General features: G+C 49.3%; 16 protein-coding genes and 2 tRNA genes. 9 read left to right on the top strand and 9 right to left on the bottom strand.

Annotation, left to right across the window (positions count from 1 at the left end; all coding sequences use genetic code 11):
* Positions 1-224: 224 nt before the first annotated feature.
* The 9 genes from bsh to NFR57_RS07390 form a co-directional block, all read right to left on the bottom strand.
* Entirely contained in the window at positions 225-1,199 is a 975-nt protein-coding gene (bsh, locus tag NFR57_RS07430) for a choloylglycine hydrolase (protein ID WP_251183208.1), read from the bottom strand.
* Between the two features lie 549 nt (positions 1,200-1,748).
* Positions 1,749-3,107: an SGNH/GDSL hydrolase family protein gene (locus NFR57_RS07425; RefSeq protein WP_251183207.1), complete on the bottom strand. Its 1,359-nt coding sequence runs from the start codon at positions 3,105-3,107 to the stop codon at positions 1,749-1,751.
* A 514-nt stretch (positions 3,108-3,621) separates the two neighbouring features.
* A complete protein-coding gene (locus NFR57_RS07420; RefSeq protein WP_251183206.1) occupies positions 3,622-7,461 on the bottom strand; it encodes an InlB B-repeat-containing protein in 3,840 nt (1,279 codons plus the stop codon).
* A 1,329-nt stretch (positions 7,462-8,790) separates the two neighbouring features.
* Positions 8,791-9,072: a GIY-YIG nuclease family protein gene (locus NFR57_RS07415; RefSeq protein WP_251183205.1), complete on the bottom strand. Its 282-nt coding sequence runs from the start codon at positions 9,070-9,072 to the stop codon at positions 8,791-8,793.
* Positions 9,073-9,206: 134 nt separating this feature from the next.
* Positions 9,207-10,721, bottom strand: coding sequence for a 2,3-bisphosphoglycerate-independent phosphoglycerate mutase (gpmI, locus tag NFR57_RS07410; RefSeq protein ID WP_251183204.1), 1,515 nt, complete (start codon positions 10,719-10,721; stop codon positions 9,207-9,209).
* A gap of 49 nt (positions 10,722-10,770) precedes the next feature.
* Positions 10,771-11,523, bottom strand: coding sequence for a triose-phosphate isomerase (tpiA, locus tag NFR57_RS07405; RefSeq protein WP_251183203.1), 753 nt, complete (start codon positions 11,521-11,523; stop codon positions 10,771-10,773).
* Between the two features lie 11 nt (positions 11,524-11,534).
* Positions 11,535-12,269, bottom strand: coding sequence for a 23S rRNA (guanosine(2251)-2'-O)-methyltransferase RlmB (gene rlmB, locus NFR57_RS07400; protein ID WP_251183242.1), 735 nt, complete (start codon positions 12,267-12,269; stop codon positions 11,535-11,537).
* A gap of 48 nt (positions 12,270-12,317) precedes the next feature.
* Positions 12,318-13,061, bottom strand: a complete 744-nt coding sequence (gene thyX / locus NFR57_RS07395; protein ID WP_251183202.1) for an FAD-dependent thymidylate synthase — start codon at positions 13,059-13,061, stop codon at positions 12,318-12,320.
* Positions 13,062-13,174: 113 nt separating this feature from the next.
* Positions 13,175-13,576 carry a Mini-ribonuclease 3 gene (locus NFR57_RS07390; RefSeq protein WP_251183201.1) on the bottom strand — a complete coding sequence of 134 codons (402 nt, stop codon included), beginning with the start codon at positions 13,574-13,576 and terminating at the stop codon, positions 13,175-13,177.
* A 348-nt stretch (positions 13,577-13,924) separates the two neighbouring features.
* On the opposite strand from NFR57_RS07390, the gene NFR57_RS07385 reads away from it, so the two are divergent.
* The 9 genes from NFR57_RS07385 (at position 13,925) to NFR57_RS07345 (ending at position 20,058) form a co-directional block, all read left to right on the top strand.
* Positions 13,925-14,542, top strand: coding sequence for a hypothetical protein (locus NFR57_RS07385; protein WP_251183200.1), 618 nt, complete (start codon positions 13,925-13,927; stop codon positions 14,540-14,542).
* Positions 14,543-14,752: 210 nt separating this feature from the next.
* Positions 14,753-14,828, top strand: a tRNA-Pro gene (locus NFR57_RS07380).
* Positions 14,829-14,928: 100 nt separating this feature from the next.
* Positions 14,929-15,017 (top strand) — tRNA-Ser (locus NFR57_RS07375).
* 217 nt (positions 15,018-15,234) lie between these two features.
* Positions 15,235-16,254, top strand: a complete 1,020-nt coding sequence (locus NFR57_RS07370) for a DNA cytosine methyltransferase (RefSeq protein ID WP_251183199.1) — start codon at positions 15,235-15,237, stop codon at positions 16,252-16,254.
* Positions 16,247-17,011: an Eco47II family restriction endonuclease gene (locus NFR57_RS07365; protein WP_251183198.1), complete on the top strand. Its 765-nt coding sequence runs from the start codon at positions 16,247-16,249 to the stop codon at positions 17,009-17,011. The genes NFR57_RS07370 and NFR57_RS07365 overlap by 8 nt, the downstream gene beginning before the upstream one ends.
* Entirely contained in the window at positions 16,998-17,570 is a 573-nt protein-coding gene (locus NFR57_RS07360) for a restriction endonuclease (RefSeq protein ID WP_251183197.1), read from the top strand. The genes NFR57_RS07365 and NFR57_RS07360 overlap by 14 nt, the downstream gene beginning before the upstream one ends.
* Before the next feature lie 171 nt (positions 17,571-17,741).
* Positions 17,742-19,130 carry an adenine nucleotide alpha hydrolase family protein gene (locus tag NFR57_RS07355; protein ID WP_251183196.1) on the top strand — a complete coding sequence of 463 codons (1,389 nt, stop codon included), beginning with the start codon at positions 17,742-17,744 and terminating at the stop codon, positions 19,128-19,130.
* A complete protein-coding gene (locus NFR57_RS07350; protein WP_251183195.1) occupies positions 19,127-19,807 on the top strand; it encodes a 4Fe-4S binding protein in 681 nt (226 codons plus the stop codon). The genes NFR57_RS07355 and NFR57_RS07350 overlap by 4 nt, the downstream gene beginning before the upstream one ends.
* A gap of 44 nt (positions 19,808-19,851) precedes the next feature.
* A complete protein-coding gene (locus NFR57_RS07345) occupies positions 19,852-20,058 on the top strand; it encodes a hypothetical protein (protein WP_251183194.1) in 207 nt (68 codons plus the stop codon).
* The last annotated feature ends 31 nt before the right edge of the window (positions 20,059-20,089 follow it).

Here is a 20,089-nt window from a genome sequence, read left to right as displayed (position 1 = left end):
TCGGAATGATGAGGGTATAAGCATTTCTTTTCTATATATTATACCATGGCGCATGTGTCTTTTCCCCCATCATTTCGTCCGAAGCGTCCCCGCCGTTCCTCCCATCATTTCGACCGAAGCGCGCTTGCGCGCGTAGCGGAGAAATCAAGGCGAACCGCCGCAGAACAGTAAAGCATAATCACAAGTGCGGCAATTAAACCGCCCTCAAAACACCGCGCAAAAAATCAATTCTGCGCAAAAATACGTTCGCCGTGAATAAACGGATAGCGGATTATCATAGTGCCGTCAAGGTTGACTTTGTGCATATCCACGGCGGTGATTTGACGGTTATCGTAACAAGTGTAGTACAGCACGCCGCGCGTCGCGTTCATGCACGAAGTGTACAAGGTCGTTTCGTAACCGCCGCCGTCCAGTGCGCAACTGCCCTTGGTCTGTTCGACGGAACCGAGGATATGAAAAAACTGTCCGACGCTCTCGACGTCGGTTTCACAGCACGGCGAGTTGAGCGCGGTGAACGCGGCGCGAACGAACCGCGACTGCGACGACAAATCCCCCGGCATGCCCAGCGCGCCCATGCCCAAACAGTACGTTTTAAGTTCGAGCTTATCGGAGAACTTATTGGCAGGCGGTTTGGGCGACAGCCCCATATAGTTATTAAGGTTGAACTGCTGTTCGGGAAACGTCGGGTTGTTGGTCAAAACGCCGACGGGGTTGTCGTAAACGTTAAACCCCGCCGCAGTGCTCTCGACTACTATCGTTTCGTTGCGGTCGGCTATTATCCAGTGCAGCTGCGCCGCGGGCATTTGACTGTCGAACGCCGCGCCCGTGATATTGATACGCGCAAGCGCGCGACGCGCGTCGGCGACAGTGCCGCACCCGCCCAGTATCCACGGAATAAACTCGAACTGCGCGATATTGTCCTTGCCCGCGACGGGATTGTTGTACACCGCATACCCGACGAAATTAAGCCCCGCCATAGCCAAACCGCGCTCGTTAATTCCGTCGTAATACAGCGGATAACCGTCGCGCACGCACCCCACGCCTATCATTGCATAGTGCGCCTGAACGCAACCCGCGTCGCGATACGCAAACCGCCTGCGGCGCGGCGTGATAATAACTTCCTCGTTGTAAGAACAGCCGTTGTCGAGCGTTCGCCCGAAATAAAAATCGCCCGATAAATATTTAGCCGCAGTGCACATGTTTTTCTCTCCCCGCGCAAATTTATTTCCCGTTTAATATATGCAATTCCCCGCGCTTTGTTTCAGATATTGTATGCGACTTGCATATATTATCCGACTGCACCACCTTGCGGCGGTTCGCCGCTCAATCGGCAAGCTCGGAATGATGGGGGTGGTAACTGCCGCCCTGTCCTGCGGCGGTTCGCCTAGATTCCTCGACAAGCTCGGAATGATGGGGATTAGACTTTACTACCCCCTCCCATCATTTCGACCGAAGCGAGCATAGCGAGCGAAGCGGAGAAATCCAGGCGTTAGCCGCACCAAGCACAGCTTGGATTTCTTTCGTGTGTGGGCTTTGACCGTTTATTGAGTTTACACCCGAATAAATGCGTTACGTTAATGCGATAAGTGTAATGACTTGGCACCTCTGCGGCGGGTCGCCGCTCAATCGGCAGGCTCGGAATGATGGGTGTATAAGCATATCTTTTCTATATATAAAAATCAAGGCTTGCGCATAGCGCAAGCCTTCCGTAACTATTATCTCTTATCTTTTATCTTTTATTTATTATCTTAATACCGTATTCCCGCCGCGGCGAGTTGAGGCAGATATATACTCGTATACGTCGAGGCAAGCGGGTGGAGTTTGTCTGATTTTAAATGCGTTTTTATGTCCAACAAATCATAAACGGGCACGCATGTGACCCAGTCGAGCGCGGCGCACCACTTGGTCATTTTCTTGTTTAAAGCGACTATTTCGTTGGACTTATTTATATCGCCGCGCGGCGCGACAGTAAACCAATAAATCTGCGTGTCTTTAAGGTTGTCGCAAGAGTGGAAAAACAACATCATGCGTTGCAAGTTTATAAATGCGGTTTCGACGTTTTCGCCCGAACCGAGGTTGTTTGTGCCGAGATTGATAACAAGGTTTTTAGGCGCGGTCTTGCTCAAATACACGTCGTAATATCCGCCCTCCCACTCCTGCGCGACCGTGCCGCTGATACCGCCGTTTACAGCGTCCTTGCCCGCAAGGTCGGAATAGAAGTTCGACCAAAAATCATAGCGCAGGTCAAAGAACGAATCGCCGATAAACAGCGTGGATTTGCCCGCAGTGCCTTTTGTGTTCCAATCGTTTAAACGATCGTTTTTGGCATAGTTAGCATTATTGTTATCGCGTATACTGTAATCCTCGCGCGACGACGTTGCGGCGTTCACCGTAAACTTGCCCTTGACTTCGCCCGCTTCGACTTCCACGATAAACGAGCCCGCTTGCAACGCTCGAACGGTTAAATTCTGTTCGTCGATAACGATTTTGCTTTTGTCGTAAGTAAATTTTATTGACAATTCGGGATTGACCGCAAAATCGAAATTCGCCGCAATCGGCGACGGCGCATAGCCGATAAACGCGTAAACCGTCCCGTAATCGACAACGGTCGAAGTCGCAATCGTCGTCACTTTAAACGTTTTGCTATGATGCGCGGTTGTAGCAGTAACGCTTACCGTCGCGCCCGATTTGATAGCGGTAACGGTGTTGTCGACGATAGTAATTGCGTCGCTTGAAAAGCTGTACGACACCGCGCCCGCATACTGCGCAACAGTAAACCGCGGATTGACGGCGCGCGACTTGCCCACTTCCAAATTAAGTATATCGGAAATTATCAGCTTACCGTAATCCACGCGCATACCGTAATCGCAAACATCGCACTTGCCGTTATCGTCGCTATCGACGTGCGCCGCCTCGTCGCTCTTTAAGCCCACGTGCTCGCATGTGCTGCCGTGCCAGTGCGTCGTCTCGCCCTGCGTCCACTCCGCGCTGTACGTATGCGTGTGCGCGGGCGGCGCGGGCGGCGTATCGCCGCCGCATGCGGCTAAACTTGCCGTAAGCATTGTTGCGGCGGAAACAACCGCCATGAGTTTAAGATATTTTTTCATGTTTCACCTACCTTGTAGATTGGTTTTGTTGTTGGGGTGATTATTGCCGCGTCACTCTGCGGCTGTTAGGCTCTACTTTTCTGCGGCGGTTCGCCGGCTCAATCGGCAAGCTCGAAATGATGGGGGTGGTAACTGCCGCCCTGTCCTGCGGCGGTTCGCCGCTCAATCGACAGGCTCGGAATGATGGGAATTTGGCTTTACTTCTATATATATATCTAATCAAGTTTTGCTTTACGCAAAACTTCCTCAACTATTATCTTTTATCTCTTATTTATTATCTTATTTCCCCTCCCATCATTTCGACCGAAGCGAGCATAGCGAGCGGAGCGGAGAAATCCAGGCGTTAGCCGCACTCGTAATTATGCTTTCCCCGCTTATGCGTAACGCCGCCGCTGGTATGCGGCGGCGTTACGCTATTAGGCGATTTATCGCCATTGTGGGGGAGGAAGAATTAACAAGGTTAAGCGCTTGCCGCGCGCTACGCCGCTATTCGCCCGTCGCGCCGCAAACCGCATTATTCGCCGTCCGCTGCGGGTGCGGACTCGCGTATATCGAGCGTAAAGCCGTGGTTGTTGCTACGTTCTTGATCTTGACAATGCTGAATATTGAGTGCCGCTTGTGCGTTTGCATAGTCAAACGTGTCGCCTGCCTTTTTATCGGTATTCAAATTATAAGAGAAACACTTTTTACCGTTGATGTAGATAGCCACGTCCGCGCCCTTGCGCTCCAAAGCGAAATCGAAATATCCGTTATCTTTGATGGTTTTCAATTCTTCCGCGGAAAAGGTATATTTTGTTCCCCATCCGCCGAAGAAACTATCCCACTCCGTGGATTGCAAGCAACCACTGCTCCAATTCTTTGTAATATTGAGATCGATACGCGCCTTCTTCCCGTTAGAGAAATCAAGCAATATTGTCGAGCGCATATCTCCGTTTGTCAAAGCGAAGTTGCAATCGAAACGCGCTTTTGCCCAAACGTCGCCGAACTTATCTTTGGTGGTGATTTCTATGCTTTTGGTTATATTGCCGTCTTTCCACGTTATCTTTTCGGTCGTCGAGTTTTGATTGGTAAGATTTGTCTGACCGTTAGTGTCGGTGAACATATCATACTCGACCGTTACGTCCGCCATGCCGGTTTCCGTAACCTCGACCTGCTTATCGAAGTAGCCCGCTATTTTAAGCGTATACGTGCCGAGCGTAACGTTGCTCACCTGTATTCTGCCGTCCGCTGTGACCGTGCCGTTGTATACGCCCGCAAGCCCGTCGGTAAGCGTGAACGCTTTGCCGTTGATGCTCGATACTATCGCGTGCTGACGCGTCGTAATTTTCGCGTCGATATTCACCTTGACGATCTTTTCCGTGATTATCTCTATATTAAGAGTGGTAAGGCAATATCTGTCAATCGCGTACAGCAGTTTGCCCTCCGTTTCGTTCCAATCGAACTCAACTGTTCTGCCGTTGATTTTGACCGTTTTTACCGTGTAATCACTGTTGGGTGTGATTTCGATATTTGCGGTATTTCCGGCGGTGAATTCGGAAACACTGATTTCGCAATATTCCGTACTGCCGTCGGACGACCTGTCGCCCGTTACATTTACCTGTACGGTTTTGCCCGCAACGCCGAGCGCGGCTTCGAGCGTCGATCCTATGCCGAGCGTGCAGGTAAAGTCTGCGTCGATACCCGGCGACCAGTTTTTGCCGCCGTAAATACCCGCCTGGGTTATAAGTGCGCCCGTGCCGAGAGTGTTGAAGCTGTTGTATGTAAACAGTAATGTCAAAGTATCCAAGCTCTCGCCAACCCAATATTCAGTTTTGCCCGTCGCCGCGTTATAGCGTTCTATAAGATAAACGCCGTCGCCCTCCATGGCATCCGCATACTTGCCGTTCTGCTTATTGCCGTTGTCGCCCGTAAGAAAATCGTGCCAATAACCTAATTTTTCGGCGTCAGTGCCGTCGCCAAACGGAGCGTTTACCATCAAGTAGCTGTGCGTTGCGCCCTGCGTATAAAGGTCTACATGTATTTCTTTATTGCTTGTTTTAAAGCCCAAACCGTAAGACATACCGGTATCATCTCCGCATGTCCTCAACGTTGCCAAGGCTGCTGGCGCGAGTTTGACTTTGGTAGCTATCCACATGTCCTGTCCGACGGTGTGATCGACGTTGAGCCGCATATCGGGACGGGATTTGCCGTTCCACGTGATCGCGCCCGTCGCCATGTCGTATTTATAGCCTCTCGCATTGCCCGCGCCCACGCTGAAAATCGCGTTGACGTCGATCGTCTTTTCCGCACCGTTCACGCTGATCGCGCCGACGTTGAGCCAAGTATTAAAGCCGAACACCTGCGCTTTCCACGCGCCGACTTTTGCGTTGAACGTAACCGCGCCGCCCTCGAACGTCTTTTCTATCGTCGTTTCACCGTCGCGTACAAAGCGTATCTTTGTGCCGTCGGCTACTCCCATTTTTACGGTTTGGTCTATCGTTGCGGTCGCAGCCAGCGCCGAGGCTTTTACCTTAAACTCGTGCGCGCCCGCACCGCGCCAAGCCTCGACGGTACATTTGTAAGTGTTTGCCGCGTCGCCGTCAATCACCTTACCTATAAGGTCCTCGCCGTCAACGACGAATTCTGTGAGTACACTGCCCTCAGGTACGGTTACGGTAAACGTAACGTCCTCTTTAAACGCGTCGCTCGGTTTGGCGACCGTAACATTGACGCCCGCGGCTAATTCGCTGTTCGCCGCAACTTTGACGGTGGATTTTAAGTACGCGTTTATAGCGTTGACGTCCTGCGAAATCGCAAAGTCCACGCGGTTGCCTTTTGTTAAGCGAGGAAATACTATCATGGGCGACGCGAGCATGCCTTTGTATTTTGCGTCGATAGTCGTTTTATTTAGATACATTCCCTCAACGAACACATAAAACTCGTTGCCGTTTTTGCGCACGACCGTTACGTCAATACCTTCGTCGCCCAAATATTTGGCAAGCATATCGCCCGTAAACGGATTGCAATAGCTTCCGTCTATGCTCCAATTATCTTGTACAATCGAGCCGGCGCCCCATACATCTTTATTTCCGTTCCATTCGATACGGTGCTTGCCGTCTGCGGGGCTGGTTATGGTATGTACAGCCATACTCGTGGCGTACCAGTCCTTACTGCGCTCGAACATAAAGCCGACAAACTGACGCGGCCAGTTGTTAGTAGGCGACACGTCCTTGGCGGAAATATTTACGGTGAGCATTGCGTTGTCGCCGATAAACGCCTCGGTGTACAAGCCCAAGTCGCACATATCGCTTATGCTCGTGATATAACCGTCGTTTGCGGTATAAATATCTTCTATGTTTGCATTGTGTTCGGCGTAACGAAGTTTGGGTTGCCATTGCAATTCCACATCGTAAGTTTCCGAATCGCCGACGATGAACGTCGTGCCGCTCCAACCGCTGTTGGGGATATTGACCACATACGACTTTCCGACTTCCGCTCTGGTAAGGGTGACCGAGCTGTCCTGCAACGTTATGTCCGAATAGCCGCTTACGGTAAGACCGCAATCGGAATCGAGCGGAATATTCTTTTCGCCGAGGCGTTTGCCTTTAAAGTTGACCGTTATATCTCTGTACCCGACGGAAAACTGCGCGGTTACTTTAAGATTGTCGGTTTTGCACTCGGGTATGAGCACCAGCCCGTCGTTGGATATGCTTTCCGCATAGTTGACGGACGTGTCGCCGTTTATGTAAAGCGCGGACAGTTTATAATAGTCGTCGGTCGTTACTTTAAGCACAACGTCCTCGCCGACTTTATATTCGGTTTTGCCCTCGACGAATTTAAACGCGACCGTGCCTTTGGCTGTTTCCACAGCGCTCGCGTCGAGAACGATGGTTTTGCCCTCGAACTCCGCCGTTATAGTGACCGCTTCCGTGACGGTAAACGTGAATTTATTGTTTGCGTCGAGCGTCTTTACCTCGTCGCCGAGCTTTACGCTTTTTATCGTATAGCCCTCGTCAACCGTGACCGTCGCGGTGACGGTGTCGCCTGCTTTGGGCGCGGTGTTGTCGATAGTGACTTTGCCGCCGACCGCGTCCGCGATCGTGATTTTAACGACTTCGCGCATATCCCAATCGCACACGTCGCAACGACTGTCATTGTCTTCGTCAACGTGCGGCGCTTCCGATTGCGGCTGTTTAAGCCCTTCGTGCTCGCACGTGGACTCGTGCCAGTGCGTATTTTCGCCACCCGTCCACTCGGAGCTATACGTGTGTTTGTGCTGGGGGGGGGCGTCCTCGCCGCATGCTACGGCAAAACCCGCAACGCCCGTCGTGAGCGACATTGCCGCTATCGCCGCAATAATCTTCTTTTTGTCCATACCCGTCATTCTCCTTATTTTGGGTCAAGGCTTTTGCGCATAACCGATTTGCGCATATCGTGCGAACTCGCACACCCTTGTTTATAACAAACCAAATGCAAAACAACATTAACGTTAATGTATGTTAATCTCAAACACCTTTCCCACTCGTTTTCCTCGATTGTTATAGATGCTCGTCGTCACGTTCCGATAAGAACGCTTACGTTAAAATCATTATAAATAACATTAACGTTAATGTCAATAGGTTTTTAAAAAATTTTTGGGGAATTTTTACAATTTTTATTATATATGAGGCAAATTATATCAGTCAAAATATAAAAATGACACAAAAATAAACAATTTAAGACAAAATTTAACGGGTGGAGGGTGGCACACCGCACCATGCCTTGCCCTACGGCGGTAGAGTATTGCATCTTTGCTGTGGTTTTGCTTTGCTACCCTGCGGCGGTTCGCCTGGATCCCTCGGCGTTGCTCGGGATGATGGGGGTGTGAGCATTTCTTTCCTATATATATCTAATCAAGTTTTGCGCAGAGCAAAACTTCCGCAACTATTATCTTTTATCTCTTATTTATTATCTTATCCCCCTCCCATCATTTCGACCGAAGCGAGCGACAGCGAGCGAAGCGGAGAAATCAAGGCGTAAGCCGCACCAAGCACAGCTTGGATTTCTGTTGTGTGTGGGCTTTGACCGTTTATTGTGTTTGCACCCGAATAAATGCGTTACGTTAATGGGATAAACGTAACGGCTTGTCCACCCTGCGGCGGTTCGCCTGGATCCCTCGGCGTTGCTCGGGATGATGGGGATTGGGCTGTACACTCCTATCATTTGACAGAGCATGCCACCGCGTGTCTTGCCTTTTCCCCCCATCATTTCGACCGAAGCGAGCGTCAGCGAGCGAAGCGGAGAAATCCAGGCGTTAGCCGCACTTGTTATTGTACTGTACTGTTGCGGCGGTTTTGCTTTACCTCTCTGCGGCGGTTCGCCTGGATCCCTCGGCGTTGCTCGGGATGATGGGGATTAGACTTTACACTCCCCACCATTTCGACCGTAGCGAGCATAGCGAGCGTAGCGAGCGTAGCGGAGAAATCCAGGCGTTAGCCGCACTTGTTATTGTACTGTACTGTTGCGGCGGTTTTGCTTGTCCTCTCTGCGGCGGTTCGCCTGGATCCCTCGGCGTTGCTCGGGATGATGGGGATTAGACTTTACACTCCCCATCATTTCGACCGAAGCGAGCATAGCGAGCGTAGCGGAGAAATCAAGGCGTTAGCCGCATAAAAAAATCCAGGCGTTAGCCGCACACTTATAAAAAGCGTTAGCCGCACTATTATCACACTTTAAATAAATCTTCCCATGACGGATTTATGCTGTTTATAAGCGCGACCTTTTTTTCTCTGCGCCATTTTTTTATTTGTTTTTCGCGTTCGATCGCGTCGGTATGTCTACCGCACTCTTCCACATATACAAGTTTATAAGCATTGTATTTCTCGGCAAACCCGTCGTTAAACTTTTGCCTATGCTCAAACGTGCGGCGCGCTATGTCGTTTGTAACGCCTGTATAAAGCACAGTATTGCTATGATTTGTCAATATGTATACATAAAATGATTTCATTGTTACAGTGTAGCATTGTGTTTAGGCTTTGTCAATGGGCTTTACATTTCTGCGGCGGTTCGCCGGCTATTGTCGCCGCACTATATAAAAAGACTTGCGATCATCGCAAGCCTTTAATCATTATTTATATAACATTATTTATTGATAATACTTTCGCCTGTCATTTCGGCGGGTTTTTCCACGCCCATGATGTCAAGAAGCGTGGGCGCGACGTCGCAAAGCGCTTTGCCGCTTTTCAGCGTTTTGCCGATATACTTATCGCCCGCGACGATCAGCGGAACAAGATTTGTCGTGTGCGAAGTGCAAGGCGATCCGCCCTCGAACTGCATGACTTCCGCGTTTCCGTGGTCGGCGGTTACTATTGCCGTGCCGCCGCTTTTCCACACCGCTTCCACTACTTTTTTAAGACATGCGTCCACCGCTTCCACGGCTTTGACCGCGGCGTTGAGCACGCCCGTATGTCCGACCATGTCGCAGTTGGCAAAGTTGAGGATAAGTACGTCCTTACCGCTTTCCACCTGTTCGACTGCTTTGTCTGCTACTTCGTATGCGCTCATTTCGGGTTGAAGGTCGTAAGTTGCGACCTTGGGGCTTGCGACAAGCACGCGCGTTTCGTTTTCGTTGGGTTGTTCCACGCCGCCGTTAAAGAAGAACGTGACGTGCGCGTACTTTTCGGTTTCCGCGACGCGGGCTTGAGTCAAGCCTTTGGAAGCGAGGTATTCGCCGAGCGTGTTTTTCAAGTGCCGAGGCGGGAACGCCGTTTCTATGTTTTTGAGCGTAACGTCGTACTGCGTCATGCCGACATAAGTGATTTTTTTGTACCCGCCCATGCGCTCGAAACAGTCGAAGTCGGGTTCGGTTATAGCGCGGGAAATCTGGCGCGCGCGGTCGGCGCGGAAGTTATAGAATATCATTGCGTCGCCCGCGTTTACGCCCTTATACTCGCCTATCACGACAGGCTCTACAAACTCGTCCATAGTGCCCGCCGCATAGCTCGACGCCATTGCGCTGTCGGGAGAGGAGTAATGCTTGCCCGCGGCGGCGAACACGGCGTTATAGCCGCGCGCTACGCGCTCCCAGCGGTTATCCCTATCCATATAGTAATATCTGCCGACAATCGTCGCGATCGTGCCCGCGCCGATCTCGTCGATCTTGTCTTGAAGTTCGCGCACGAACCCGCGACCCGAGTCGGGCGGGACATCTCTACCGTCGGTTATGCAGTGCACATACACCTTGTCCACGCCGCGCTTTTTGCACAGCTTTAACAGTGCGTACAGGTGCGTGTTCATGCTGTGAACGCCGCCGTTGCTCAACAGTCCGACAAGGTGCATTGCCGATCCGTTGGCTTTGACCGCGTCGATCGCCGCGTTGAACGCCGCATTGTCGTCGAACGTGCCGTTCTTGACTGCGTCGTCTATCGTCGTGATGTCCTGATACACGACCCTGCCCGCGCCGAGGTTTAAATGCCCGACTTCGCTGTTGCCCATTTGTCCTTCGGGCAAGCCCACGGCATAGCCCGACGCGTTAATGAGCGTGTTGGGAAACTTTTTCATCAGCGAATCGAAAAAAGGTTTTTCGGCTTTGTTTATCGCGTTGCCGTAATCGTCGGGGTTGTTGCCGAAGCCGTCGAGAATAATTAAAGCGTTCATTTTTTTCGCACCTTCCGTAAATTTCTTTGGTGATATTATTGTATTGCGGTTATTTCGCGGTATTGACTATTATCGCAAAATCGTCGGGTTTGAGGCTCGCACCGCCTATAAGCCCGCCGTCGATTTCCGGTTGAGCCATAAGCCCCGCAACGTTCTTTGCGTTCATGCTTCCGCCGTACTGTATGCGCATGCCGTCCGCGACCGCCGCGCCGTACAGCTCTTTGACTACCGAGCGGATATAGCCGATCGTTTCGTTGGCTTGCTCGTCCGTCGCGGTCTTGCCCGTGCCTATCGCCCATACGGGTTCGTAAGCGATTACTACCTTTTGCGCGTCGGCGGCGGATATGTCCTTAAACGCGCCGACTACCTGCGTGCGGCAGACTTGCTCGGTCTTGCCGCCCTCGCGCTCGTCCAACATTTCGCCCACGCACAGTATGGGATTGAAGCCCGTCTTTAACGCCTGCGTGAGTCGCGCGTTGACCGACGCGTCCGTTTCGCCGAAATACTGACGGCGTTCGCTGTGTCCGATAACGACATACGTCGCGCCCGCCTCTTTGAGCATTGCCGCGGACACTTCGCCTGTGAACGCACCGTTGTCCGCCCACGCAATGTTCTGCGCGCCGACCGCTATGTTAGTGCCCTTGCACAGTTCCGCCGCGAGCGCAATATCCGTATACGGCACGCACACAACGACGTCGCACTGCGCGCCTTTTACTTGGGGCGCAAGCGCTTCGATAAGTTCGCGACACTCCGCCACGGTCTTGTTCATTTTCCAGTTGCCTGCAATTATAGGTTTTCTCATGGTCCTCTCCTTTATTCGGAACGTGATTTATTATCGCATTGAAGTTTTGCGTATATGCCGAGCGCGGCGGCGACACCCGCATTGAGCGAGTTGATTTGCCCGCGCATCGGCAACGACAGCACGCCGTCGCAAAGTTCTTTCGTGAGCCGCGAAACGCCCTTGCCTTCCGCGCCGACCACAAGCGCGACCGCGCCCGTCAAATCGGTTTTGTATATGTCCGCACCGCCCATGTCGAGCGCGTACACCCACACGCCGCGGTTTTTAAGCTCGCGTATTGCATCGTTAATATTGACGACGCGCGCGACCTTGACGTATTCCGCCGCGCCCTCCGCGACTTTGATAACGGTGTCGTTTACGGGCGCTTGCCTGTTTTTGCCGATAACCGCGCCGTGCACGCCGCCGCACTCGCACGACCGCAAAATACTGCCGAAGTTGTGCGGATCCTCTATGCCGTCGAGGATTACTATAAAAGGTTGTTCGCCGCGGCGTTCGGCAACCTCGAATATGTCGTCAAGCTCCGAATAGCCGAAGTCGGTCGCATAGCCGATACAGCCCTGGTGCGTCGCGCCCTCCGCCGCGCGGTCGAGCGCGGGCTTGTCGCAAAACCGCACGGGCACGCCCGCACGCTTCGCCATGTCGAGGATTTTGTCCACCCGACCGTCGTGCGCGCCGCCGCTCAAAAGCTCGACGCGGTTAAGCCCTCCGCCGTTTTTAAGCCGTTCGAGAACGGCGTTTTTACCGTAAATCTTTATATCTGCTCCACGTCGCGTTTATTCCAACGCGACCGAAAAACGTTATTTCGCTTTGTCCGATTTGACCGCGGCAAACAGTTTATCTCGCGTCGCTTTTACTTCGCTCGCCTTGCCGCACGACTTTTTGCCTTCCGGACACGCGCCGTTCAAGCACGCGGGTCCGCAGTCGCGGAACAGGTTGGGCGCGATCTTGACGACTTCTTCCAGCATTTTCCACGCCACGCTGCGAATTTCCCACTGCGCGCGATTGCAACAACGCAACTCGAAAAAGTGCATAAGCTCGCGCGCGTTCATTGTGACTATCATTTTGGTTTCGCACGCGTTGGGCAGTATGAACCGCGCGTCCTCGTTGGAACTCTCGCCCCTGCCGAGCGCGCTCTGCCAATCGCGGTACCAGTCCATTATGGTATCCATTTGCCCGACGTATCGCGCGACCGCCGCCGCGCCCAGTTCCTCTATTGCGGGCGGGATTACATAGTTGAACGAATCCTCGGACACGTAACGCTGCGAACGCACCGAGAACGACGCTATGCGGTGTCTTGTTATCTGCGCCAACAGCGCGCGCGACACGCCCTCGATAGAAAACGTGAACGAAGCGTGCTCCGTCGGCGAGTGATGACCCATTTCCATAAGCCGAGCTATAAACGCCCCGTTGTCGCCCGACATGATGTTGTCGGTGAGATCGTCCACTTCCCTGTCCGAATAGCACAGCTTTGCCGCGAGCGCAACCGTCGCTTCGGGGTCGGCGGTGTAACGAATTAACTTGACTTTGGGTGATACCTGCATACTGTTTCCTTTTGTAAATGGTTTTTTATATTCGCCGCGCACGCGCGATTGATATACATTATATATAGTAAGTGTTTTGCCGTTTTGCCGACGGGCGAAAGACCGCAGTACGGCTACTCCGCCGTCCGATTGCCTATGTCGAAACACAGGTCGAGCAGTTGCTTTTCGCGATCGAACTCGCCCGACAGATGGACATACCCGATAACCGCTTCGAGTGCGGTCGCTTTGTGGTAGTCCGTCGGGGTGGCGGCTTTTGTTCGCGAATGAAGATGCGCGTTTTTGGCGCGGCGCGCAACGTCCGCTTCCGCTTCGGTAAAAAAGCCGCGGCGGATAAGCTCGTCGAACACCGCCGCTTGCGCCTTGGCGTTTACCCGACGCGACGCCGCGGTGTGCAAAGTGCCGACAACGCCGTCGAGTTCCGTAACGACGCGTTCCCTGACATAAAGCGTATGTACCGCGTCGCCGACGAACGCAAGTCCGACCGGAGTAAGTCTGTCCGCACCTAACTTTTCCACAGTTCTATTATACAGACTGCCTCGGCATAAGTCAACAAAATAAAGGGTACATAATAGCGTCCGCGTTGTACAGAACGCGGTTAAATTCGCCGCATACAAGGGCGCGGAGCAAGCGGTGCGGACGCGCGTTCGACGGGATTTTCGCTATCGTCGCGGCGTTCGACAAATACCCCGCGGCACGCGTTTATTATAATAAGTTAGGAGAATCATTGCACAAAATGCGCCAAACCTGCCGAAAATACTTGAATTATGTAATTCTCCGTGATATAATAATCTCGACGCAAATATATTTTACGTATTATTTCTGTATATAATCCTATCAAGAATAACGTAACAAGAGGCTCGTTGATGACTAAAACCGTTACTTTCAAATGCAATAAATGCGGCAAAGACCACGTGTTTACTATCGGGTCGCGCGACATTGCGACTTTGCAGGACGCTGTGGACAACGTCCCCGAACGCGACGCGGACAAACTGCTCGAAGCGGTCAACCGCATGTTGCTCAATAAAAACGAAGCGCAACGCACCGCGTTCATGATGAACAACGCCGACGGTCTGTCCATGATCAATTACGACGTGTGCGGTCAGGCAATCAATCTGTTCGAGGCGGACGATATAAAAGCGATTTACGGCAAGTATACTCCCGAACAGATAGACAGACTCAACAAAAGCATGGCGCTGTGGGCGGACGCGCAAACCGCAGAGGGGTTTGTCGCTTTCGACGCGATATTCTATTGCAGAAAATGCAAAAAGCTCACGCAAAGCCTGTTCCTCAAAGTGCGCTCGGTCGAGGATAAAAAAGAACGCACGTTCGTTTTCAGCCAGAAGTGCCCCATTTGCAACAATGAACTCGCGCTCGTCAACGACGCCAATATGGGCTATATGTTCGACGGCTTGACGGCAAGAGCGCCCTGCCCCGACTGCGGCGGCAAGATCACAGTGACCGACGTGCGCTTTAAGCCTTGACAAAAAGCGCGCGGCACGCAAATAGAAAAAGACTAATAGGACTGCTCGGCGCGGCATACCCCGCGCCGTTTTGTTTGCGAAAAAACCGAACGTCGCCGAGCTCGCCGACGAATTTCCCAACACGCAACGAATATAATTTAAAAGTTACGCCGAAAAGTCAGGCAAAGCGATTGACAAATGCGAATAAAGGGCGTATAATAATTTAGCTATCGAGGTGTAGCGCAGTTGGTAGCGCGCATGGTTAGGGACCATGAGGCCGCGAGTTCGAGTCTCGCCACTTCGACCACAATCGCAAGATTGAATCAAATCACAAGCCGAACGTAAAGCATTGAGCGAATAATCAAAGGAACAAGCCGAACAAAGCGAATAATTAAATATTGATAAATGGAGATGTATCGAAGTGGTCATAACGGGCCTGACTCGAAATCAGGTAGCCTGCAAGGGCTCGTGGGTTCGAATCCCACCGTCTCCGCCAAAAATCGGTGAAGCAAAAAGTGCCTTGCCGATTTTTTCTTTTTCAATATTTCCTGCTCTCTTTTACCACATTTGACCGCTCAGCATTTCGGGTCGCTCGTTGCGGCGCGTCAAGTACCCGCTATAGTGCCATTTTGTGTTTCAACTATGCTATATACTTGAAAAAATATTTTATTTTTGTTATAATATTTTGTATATAGCGATTGGAGTGCACACCTATGTTGAAAAGTATAGAATTATTTGCAGGTGCTGGCGGCTTGGCTCTTGGTTTGGAACAAGCAGGGTTTGAGCATATCGGACTTGTGGAATTTGATAAAAGTGCCGCAAATACTCTCATCTTCAATAGACCGCAATGGAAAGTGTTACGTGAAGATATAGCTATTACCACACAAAAAGATTTAGAAAAAGAATTCAATATTCAAAAGGGTGAATTAGATTTATTATCCGGTGGTGCGCCATGTCAATCGTTTAGTTATGCAGGCAAAAGATTGGGGTTGCAAGATGTACGCGGTACAATGTTTTATCATTACGCCACTTTTTTGGAAAAATTACAACCAAAAATGTTTTTATTTGAAAATGTACGGGGGCTTTTAACTCACGACAAAGGAAAAACGTATCAAACTATATTAACTATTTTTCAAGAACAAGGGTACAAAACTATGCACGCGATTCTTAATGCATGGGATTACGGAGTTCCGCAAAAACGCGAACGGCTTATTACTGTCGGAATACGCAACGATTTAGTAAATCAATGTTCTTTTACGTTTCCGCAAAAACACGATTACCGCCCCATAATGCGAGATGTAAAACTTGATACAAACCCGTCGAAAGACGAGTGCGAAAGATATTCCGAATATAAAGAGAAAATATTTGCATTAGTTCCGCCCGGCGGTTATTGGCGTGATATTGACCCAGAAATTGCAAAAGAATATATGAAAACTTGTTGGTATATGGGCGGTGGGCGAACGGGAATTTTGCGCCGTATTGGTTTAGACGAGCCGTCGTTAGCGGTATTGACAAGTCCGGGTATGAAACAAACCGATAGATGTCACCCGATAGAAGTCCGCCCGTTTTCTTATCGTGAAAATGCTCGCATACAAACTTTCCCCGATACCTGGGGTTTTTGGGGCAAACTTTCGGAAAAATACAAACAAGTTGGGAACGCCGTTCCCGTGAATTTGGCAAAAGAAATAGGAATTGCGATAAAAAACACATTGGAGGAAATTAACAATGACTGACAGTTACATTATCACATTTATCAATCAAATCGATTTTGAAAATCACGTTGCAAAAACAATAGCAAGTTATAATGAAACTTTGAAATCGGTTAACCTGGCTAAATTTAACAGCAACATTATCGACCCCATTAAATTGACTTTTGATAAAGCGTTATTCAAAAAGTCGATTGAAGAAATAATCGAATTGGAAATACATAGACAGCGCGATAAATCGAATACAAACGCTATCGGCTATTTTCATCAATATATGTTTAAGTACATAGCAAATTGCGAAGTGCCGTTGCACGGGTTTGATGTTATTGTTACGCAAAAAGACGGAACAAAAATTTATGTTGAAATGAAAAACAAACATAATACAATGAACTCGTCATCGGGGCAAAAAACATATATCGGTATGCAAAATCAAATCTTGAACCACCCGAATGATATGTGTTTTCTTGTCGAAACAATAGCGAAACGCTCTCAAAATATAGTGTGGCGTTGTTCTGTAAATAATAAGCCAGTTGCACACGATAAAATTCGGCGCGTATCAATGGACAAATTTTATGAAATTGTTACGGGTATTCCTGACGCTTTTTATCAAATTTGCAAGCAGTTACCTGTTACAATAGAAAAGTTAATTAACACCGATGTAGTGGATACGGTAGAAAAAGATACTGTGATTGACGAATTAAAAGCAAAAAATCCTGATTTATTAAAGGCTATTTATTTGCTTGCTTTTGAAACATACAATGGCTTCGAGGTTGAAAAGAAATAGAATGTTTGTACCCATGCAAGACGCATATTTTGATATGACGCCGACTAAATTTGAAGAATACTCTTTACAATTATTAAGAGAACAATTTTATGGCGCGGAAAACTTAAAAATCGAACACAATGTCATTGAAAAAGCGATTGATGGAAATTATCAAATAGACGGCATTATTACCTTTACACAAGGCGGCTTTAATTTCAAAATATTAGTCGAGTGTAAACATTATAGGAGTAGTATTTCGAGAGAAAAAATTACTGTATTATATGATAAATTGCGAGCATTAAATGCACATAAAGGAATTTTTATATCAAGTTCTAATTATCAAAAAGGCGCGATACAATATGCAACAGAACACAAAATATCACTTGTGCAATTAGTGCCAGCCAATACAAATAAGCCACTATTGCGATTAAATAAAATAGTCAATCATATTTCATTTTATAATAACGGTGAACCATATATCGGCGTGTTGCAATCGTTTGATACAAGTTTACATATTGAAACATTACAATCACCCAATAAAATATTAAATCAGATAATAACAAAAGAAAATTCGTTTTAGATTAATACCACACACTCCAAAACACCCGATTTGAAACCAAGCGATTGAAATCACGTTGCCACAATATAAATGTTAAAAAGCGGCTATTACGGGCGCTTTTTTATTGGCGCTATTTACAAACCGCGATAAATGTGTTACAATTAAAAGAAAGACGGGCGAAAGGGAGAAAATATGTATTGTTTACAGAACAGGTGGAAACTCGAAAATAAGCGATTGCGGTATTACGGTTTGCGCAATAAATCGGTAATGTTCAAAAACGTCGTAAAACTTACCGCCAAACAAACAAAGATAGTCAGCCGTCTTCCGTGCGAACTTACCGACCGAGAATGTAAATGCGTCGGCAAACTTGTAGGCGTGCAAATAGTAGAAGAAAACGCAAAGCGCGTTACCCCGCGGTCGCTCGACGAAGCGCGGTTTTGCGCACGTTGCGCGGCTAACGATTTTATCATACCCGGGCTTGAATTCGACGAAAACGGTTTGTGTCCGATGTGTCAGACCGTGGACGAAACGAAAAATCTTAAAAGCGTGGTGCCCATCAAAAACGTTTTTCCCCGTTCCAAAAAGTCACGGTTCGACGTGGCGGTCTTTTACACGGGCGGCAAGGATTCTACGTTCGTTTTGTACTATCTGTCCAAGGTTTTGAACCTGCGGGTATTGGCGCTCACTTGGGAAATACCGTACATATCGGAAAACGCCGCTCAAAGCATACAAAACGCAAAGCGGAGCTTGCCTAACGTTGAGTTTATTATGCGCAAAGTATGCGACGCCGATCTTAAAAAAATATACTCGTATTTATATAAAATAGCCGACAACACGTGCCTATGTCCGTCGCTTGCGTATGTATTATTTTATCCCGAGTTGGTGGCAAACAAAGTTCCGTATTTTGTCGCGGGCAACGAACCCGCACAGCTCGCGGGGCTATACTACAATCACATGGCGCCCAAACTGGCATACGGTTTTGCCAACAACAAATTCCTCAATTTTATTATCAATCTGGGACGCGTTCTCACTCTTCATCCCCCGCTCAAAAAAGGACAGTTCCACACCCTCGCGACAATGAAACAACTCGCTTACGGCGACCCCGCAATAAAAAAGATATCGGGATACGGCAACGCGCTTGTAAGCAATGCTGTCGAGGCTATACACACCGTGCCGCTCATGGTCAAGCCGCTTAAACGCGCTATAAGAAAATCGTCGCGGAGCGGAAATAGCCCCGCGTTCGTGCAAGTGGATTTGGACGGGATTTGCGGCGGCACATATAATTGGCGACAAATCAAAGACACCATAGTATCGGAGTGCGGATGGGTTCCGCCCGACGAGAACGACAAAGGATTGCACACGAGCTGTAAGATAGAAAAGTGCAAAGAATATTCGCAATTCAAGCGTTTTTACGAAATGAAAAGCGACATGATCCCTTTCAGCGCGCTCGAAATCTCGCTTGCGAGCAGGGACAAGGCGTTGTCCAGAGCGGAAGCGATTGCGGAGCTAAACGCTGCGCTCGGGTTCAGTTTGGACGAAATTCCCGAATGCGCGATAATGAGCGAGTATTTTGAACAATGAACGCCGTGCTATACTATTCCGCAACGGGACAAAGCGAACGCATTGCCCGATATATCGCCCAAAAAACCGCGTTCGAGGCGGCGGATATACTTTCGCTCAAACACCGACAATTCGACAACGCAGTCGTCGTATTTCCCGTGCATTGCCAAAGCATACCCGATCCGATTAAACAATGTCTTAAAAAGATTGTCGTTTGCAATCTTACGGTTATCGCCGTTTACGGCAGAATGTGTCACGGGAATGTTTTACACGAGATCCAAAAAAAGTACGCGCATAACATAGTTGCGGCGGCGTATGTTCCCGCCAAACATGCGTATTTGCCCGACAAAGACTTTGACAGCTTGGACGAACTTCAACCGATTTTGAATAAGATATTCAGCCCCGCACCCATAACTATACCAAAGTCATATAAAAATCCGCTGTCCAATGTTTTTAAAAAGCTACGCAGTAGAATGGGCATAAAGCTGTATCGCGACGCGCGGTGCGACGGTTGCGGCATTTGCGACAGCGTTTGCCCTTACGGAGCAATAAACAATGGCAAGCCGAATCGAAAATGTATCAGGTGCCTTTCGTGCGTGACACACTGTCCGCAAAACGCGTTGCACAGTAAGAACCGCTTTTTCATGCGCCTGTATCTTAAAAAGAAAAAAATCGACGATCTCGAACTATTTGTTTAGCGTTTCAAATATTAGGATAAACGCCTATAATCGAAGACTTTGAAATGCCGCAATTCACCGACGGCAGAACAAGAAATATCAGGGTTTGGACTCCCGCCGATTACGACAAAGGCGACGCGACCGCGCCGTATGACCAAGTTTTCGACTCCAATAAACAGCAAAGCAAAGAAGTGAAAATCGCGTTCGCCGATTTCGACCCGAACAACATCCCCACCGTTGAATTCGTATATAACGGAGCAAATTTCGGTTAAATCGATATACAAAAAGTTTTTAAAAGCCGTT

Source organism: Anaerocaecibacter muris (genome assembly GCF_943192945.1).
Classification (GTDB): Bacteria; Bacillota; Clostridia; order Christensenellales; family Pumilibacteraceae; genus Anaerocaecibacter; species Anaerocaecibacter muris.
This window is presented reverse-complemented; position numbering and strand designations above follow the sequence as displayed.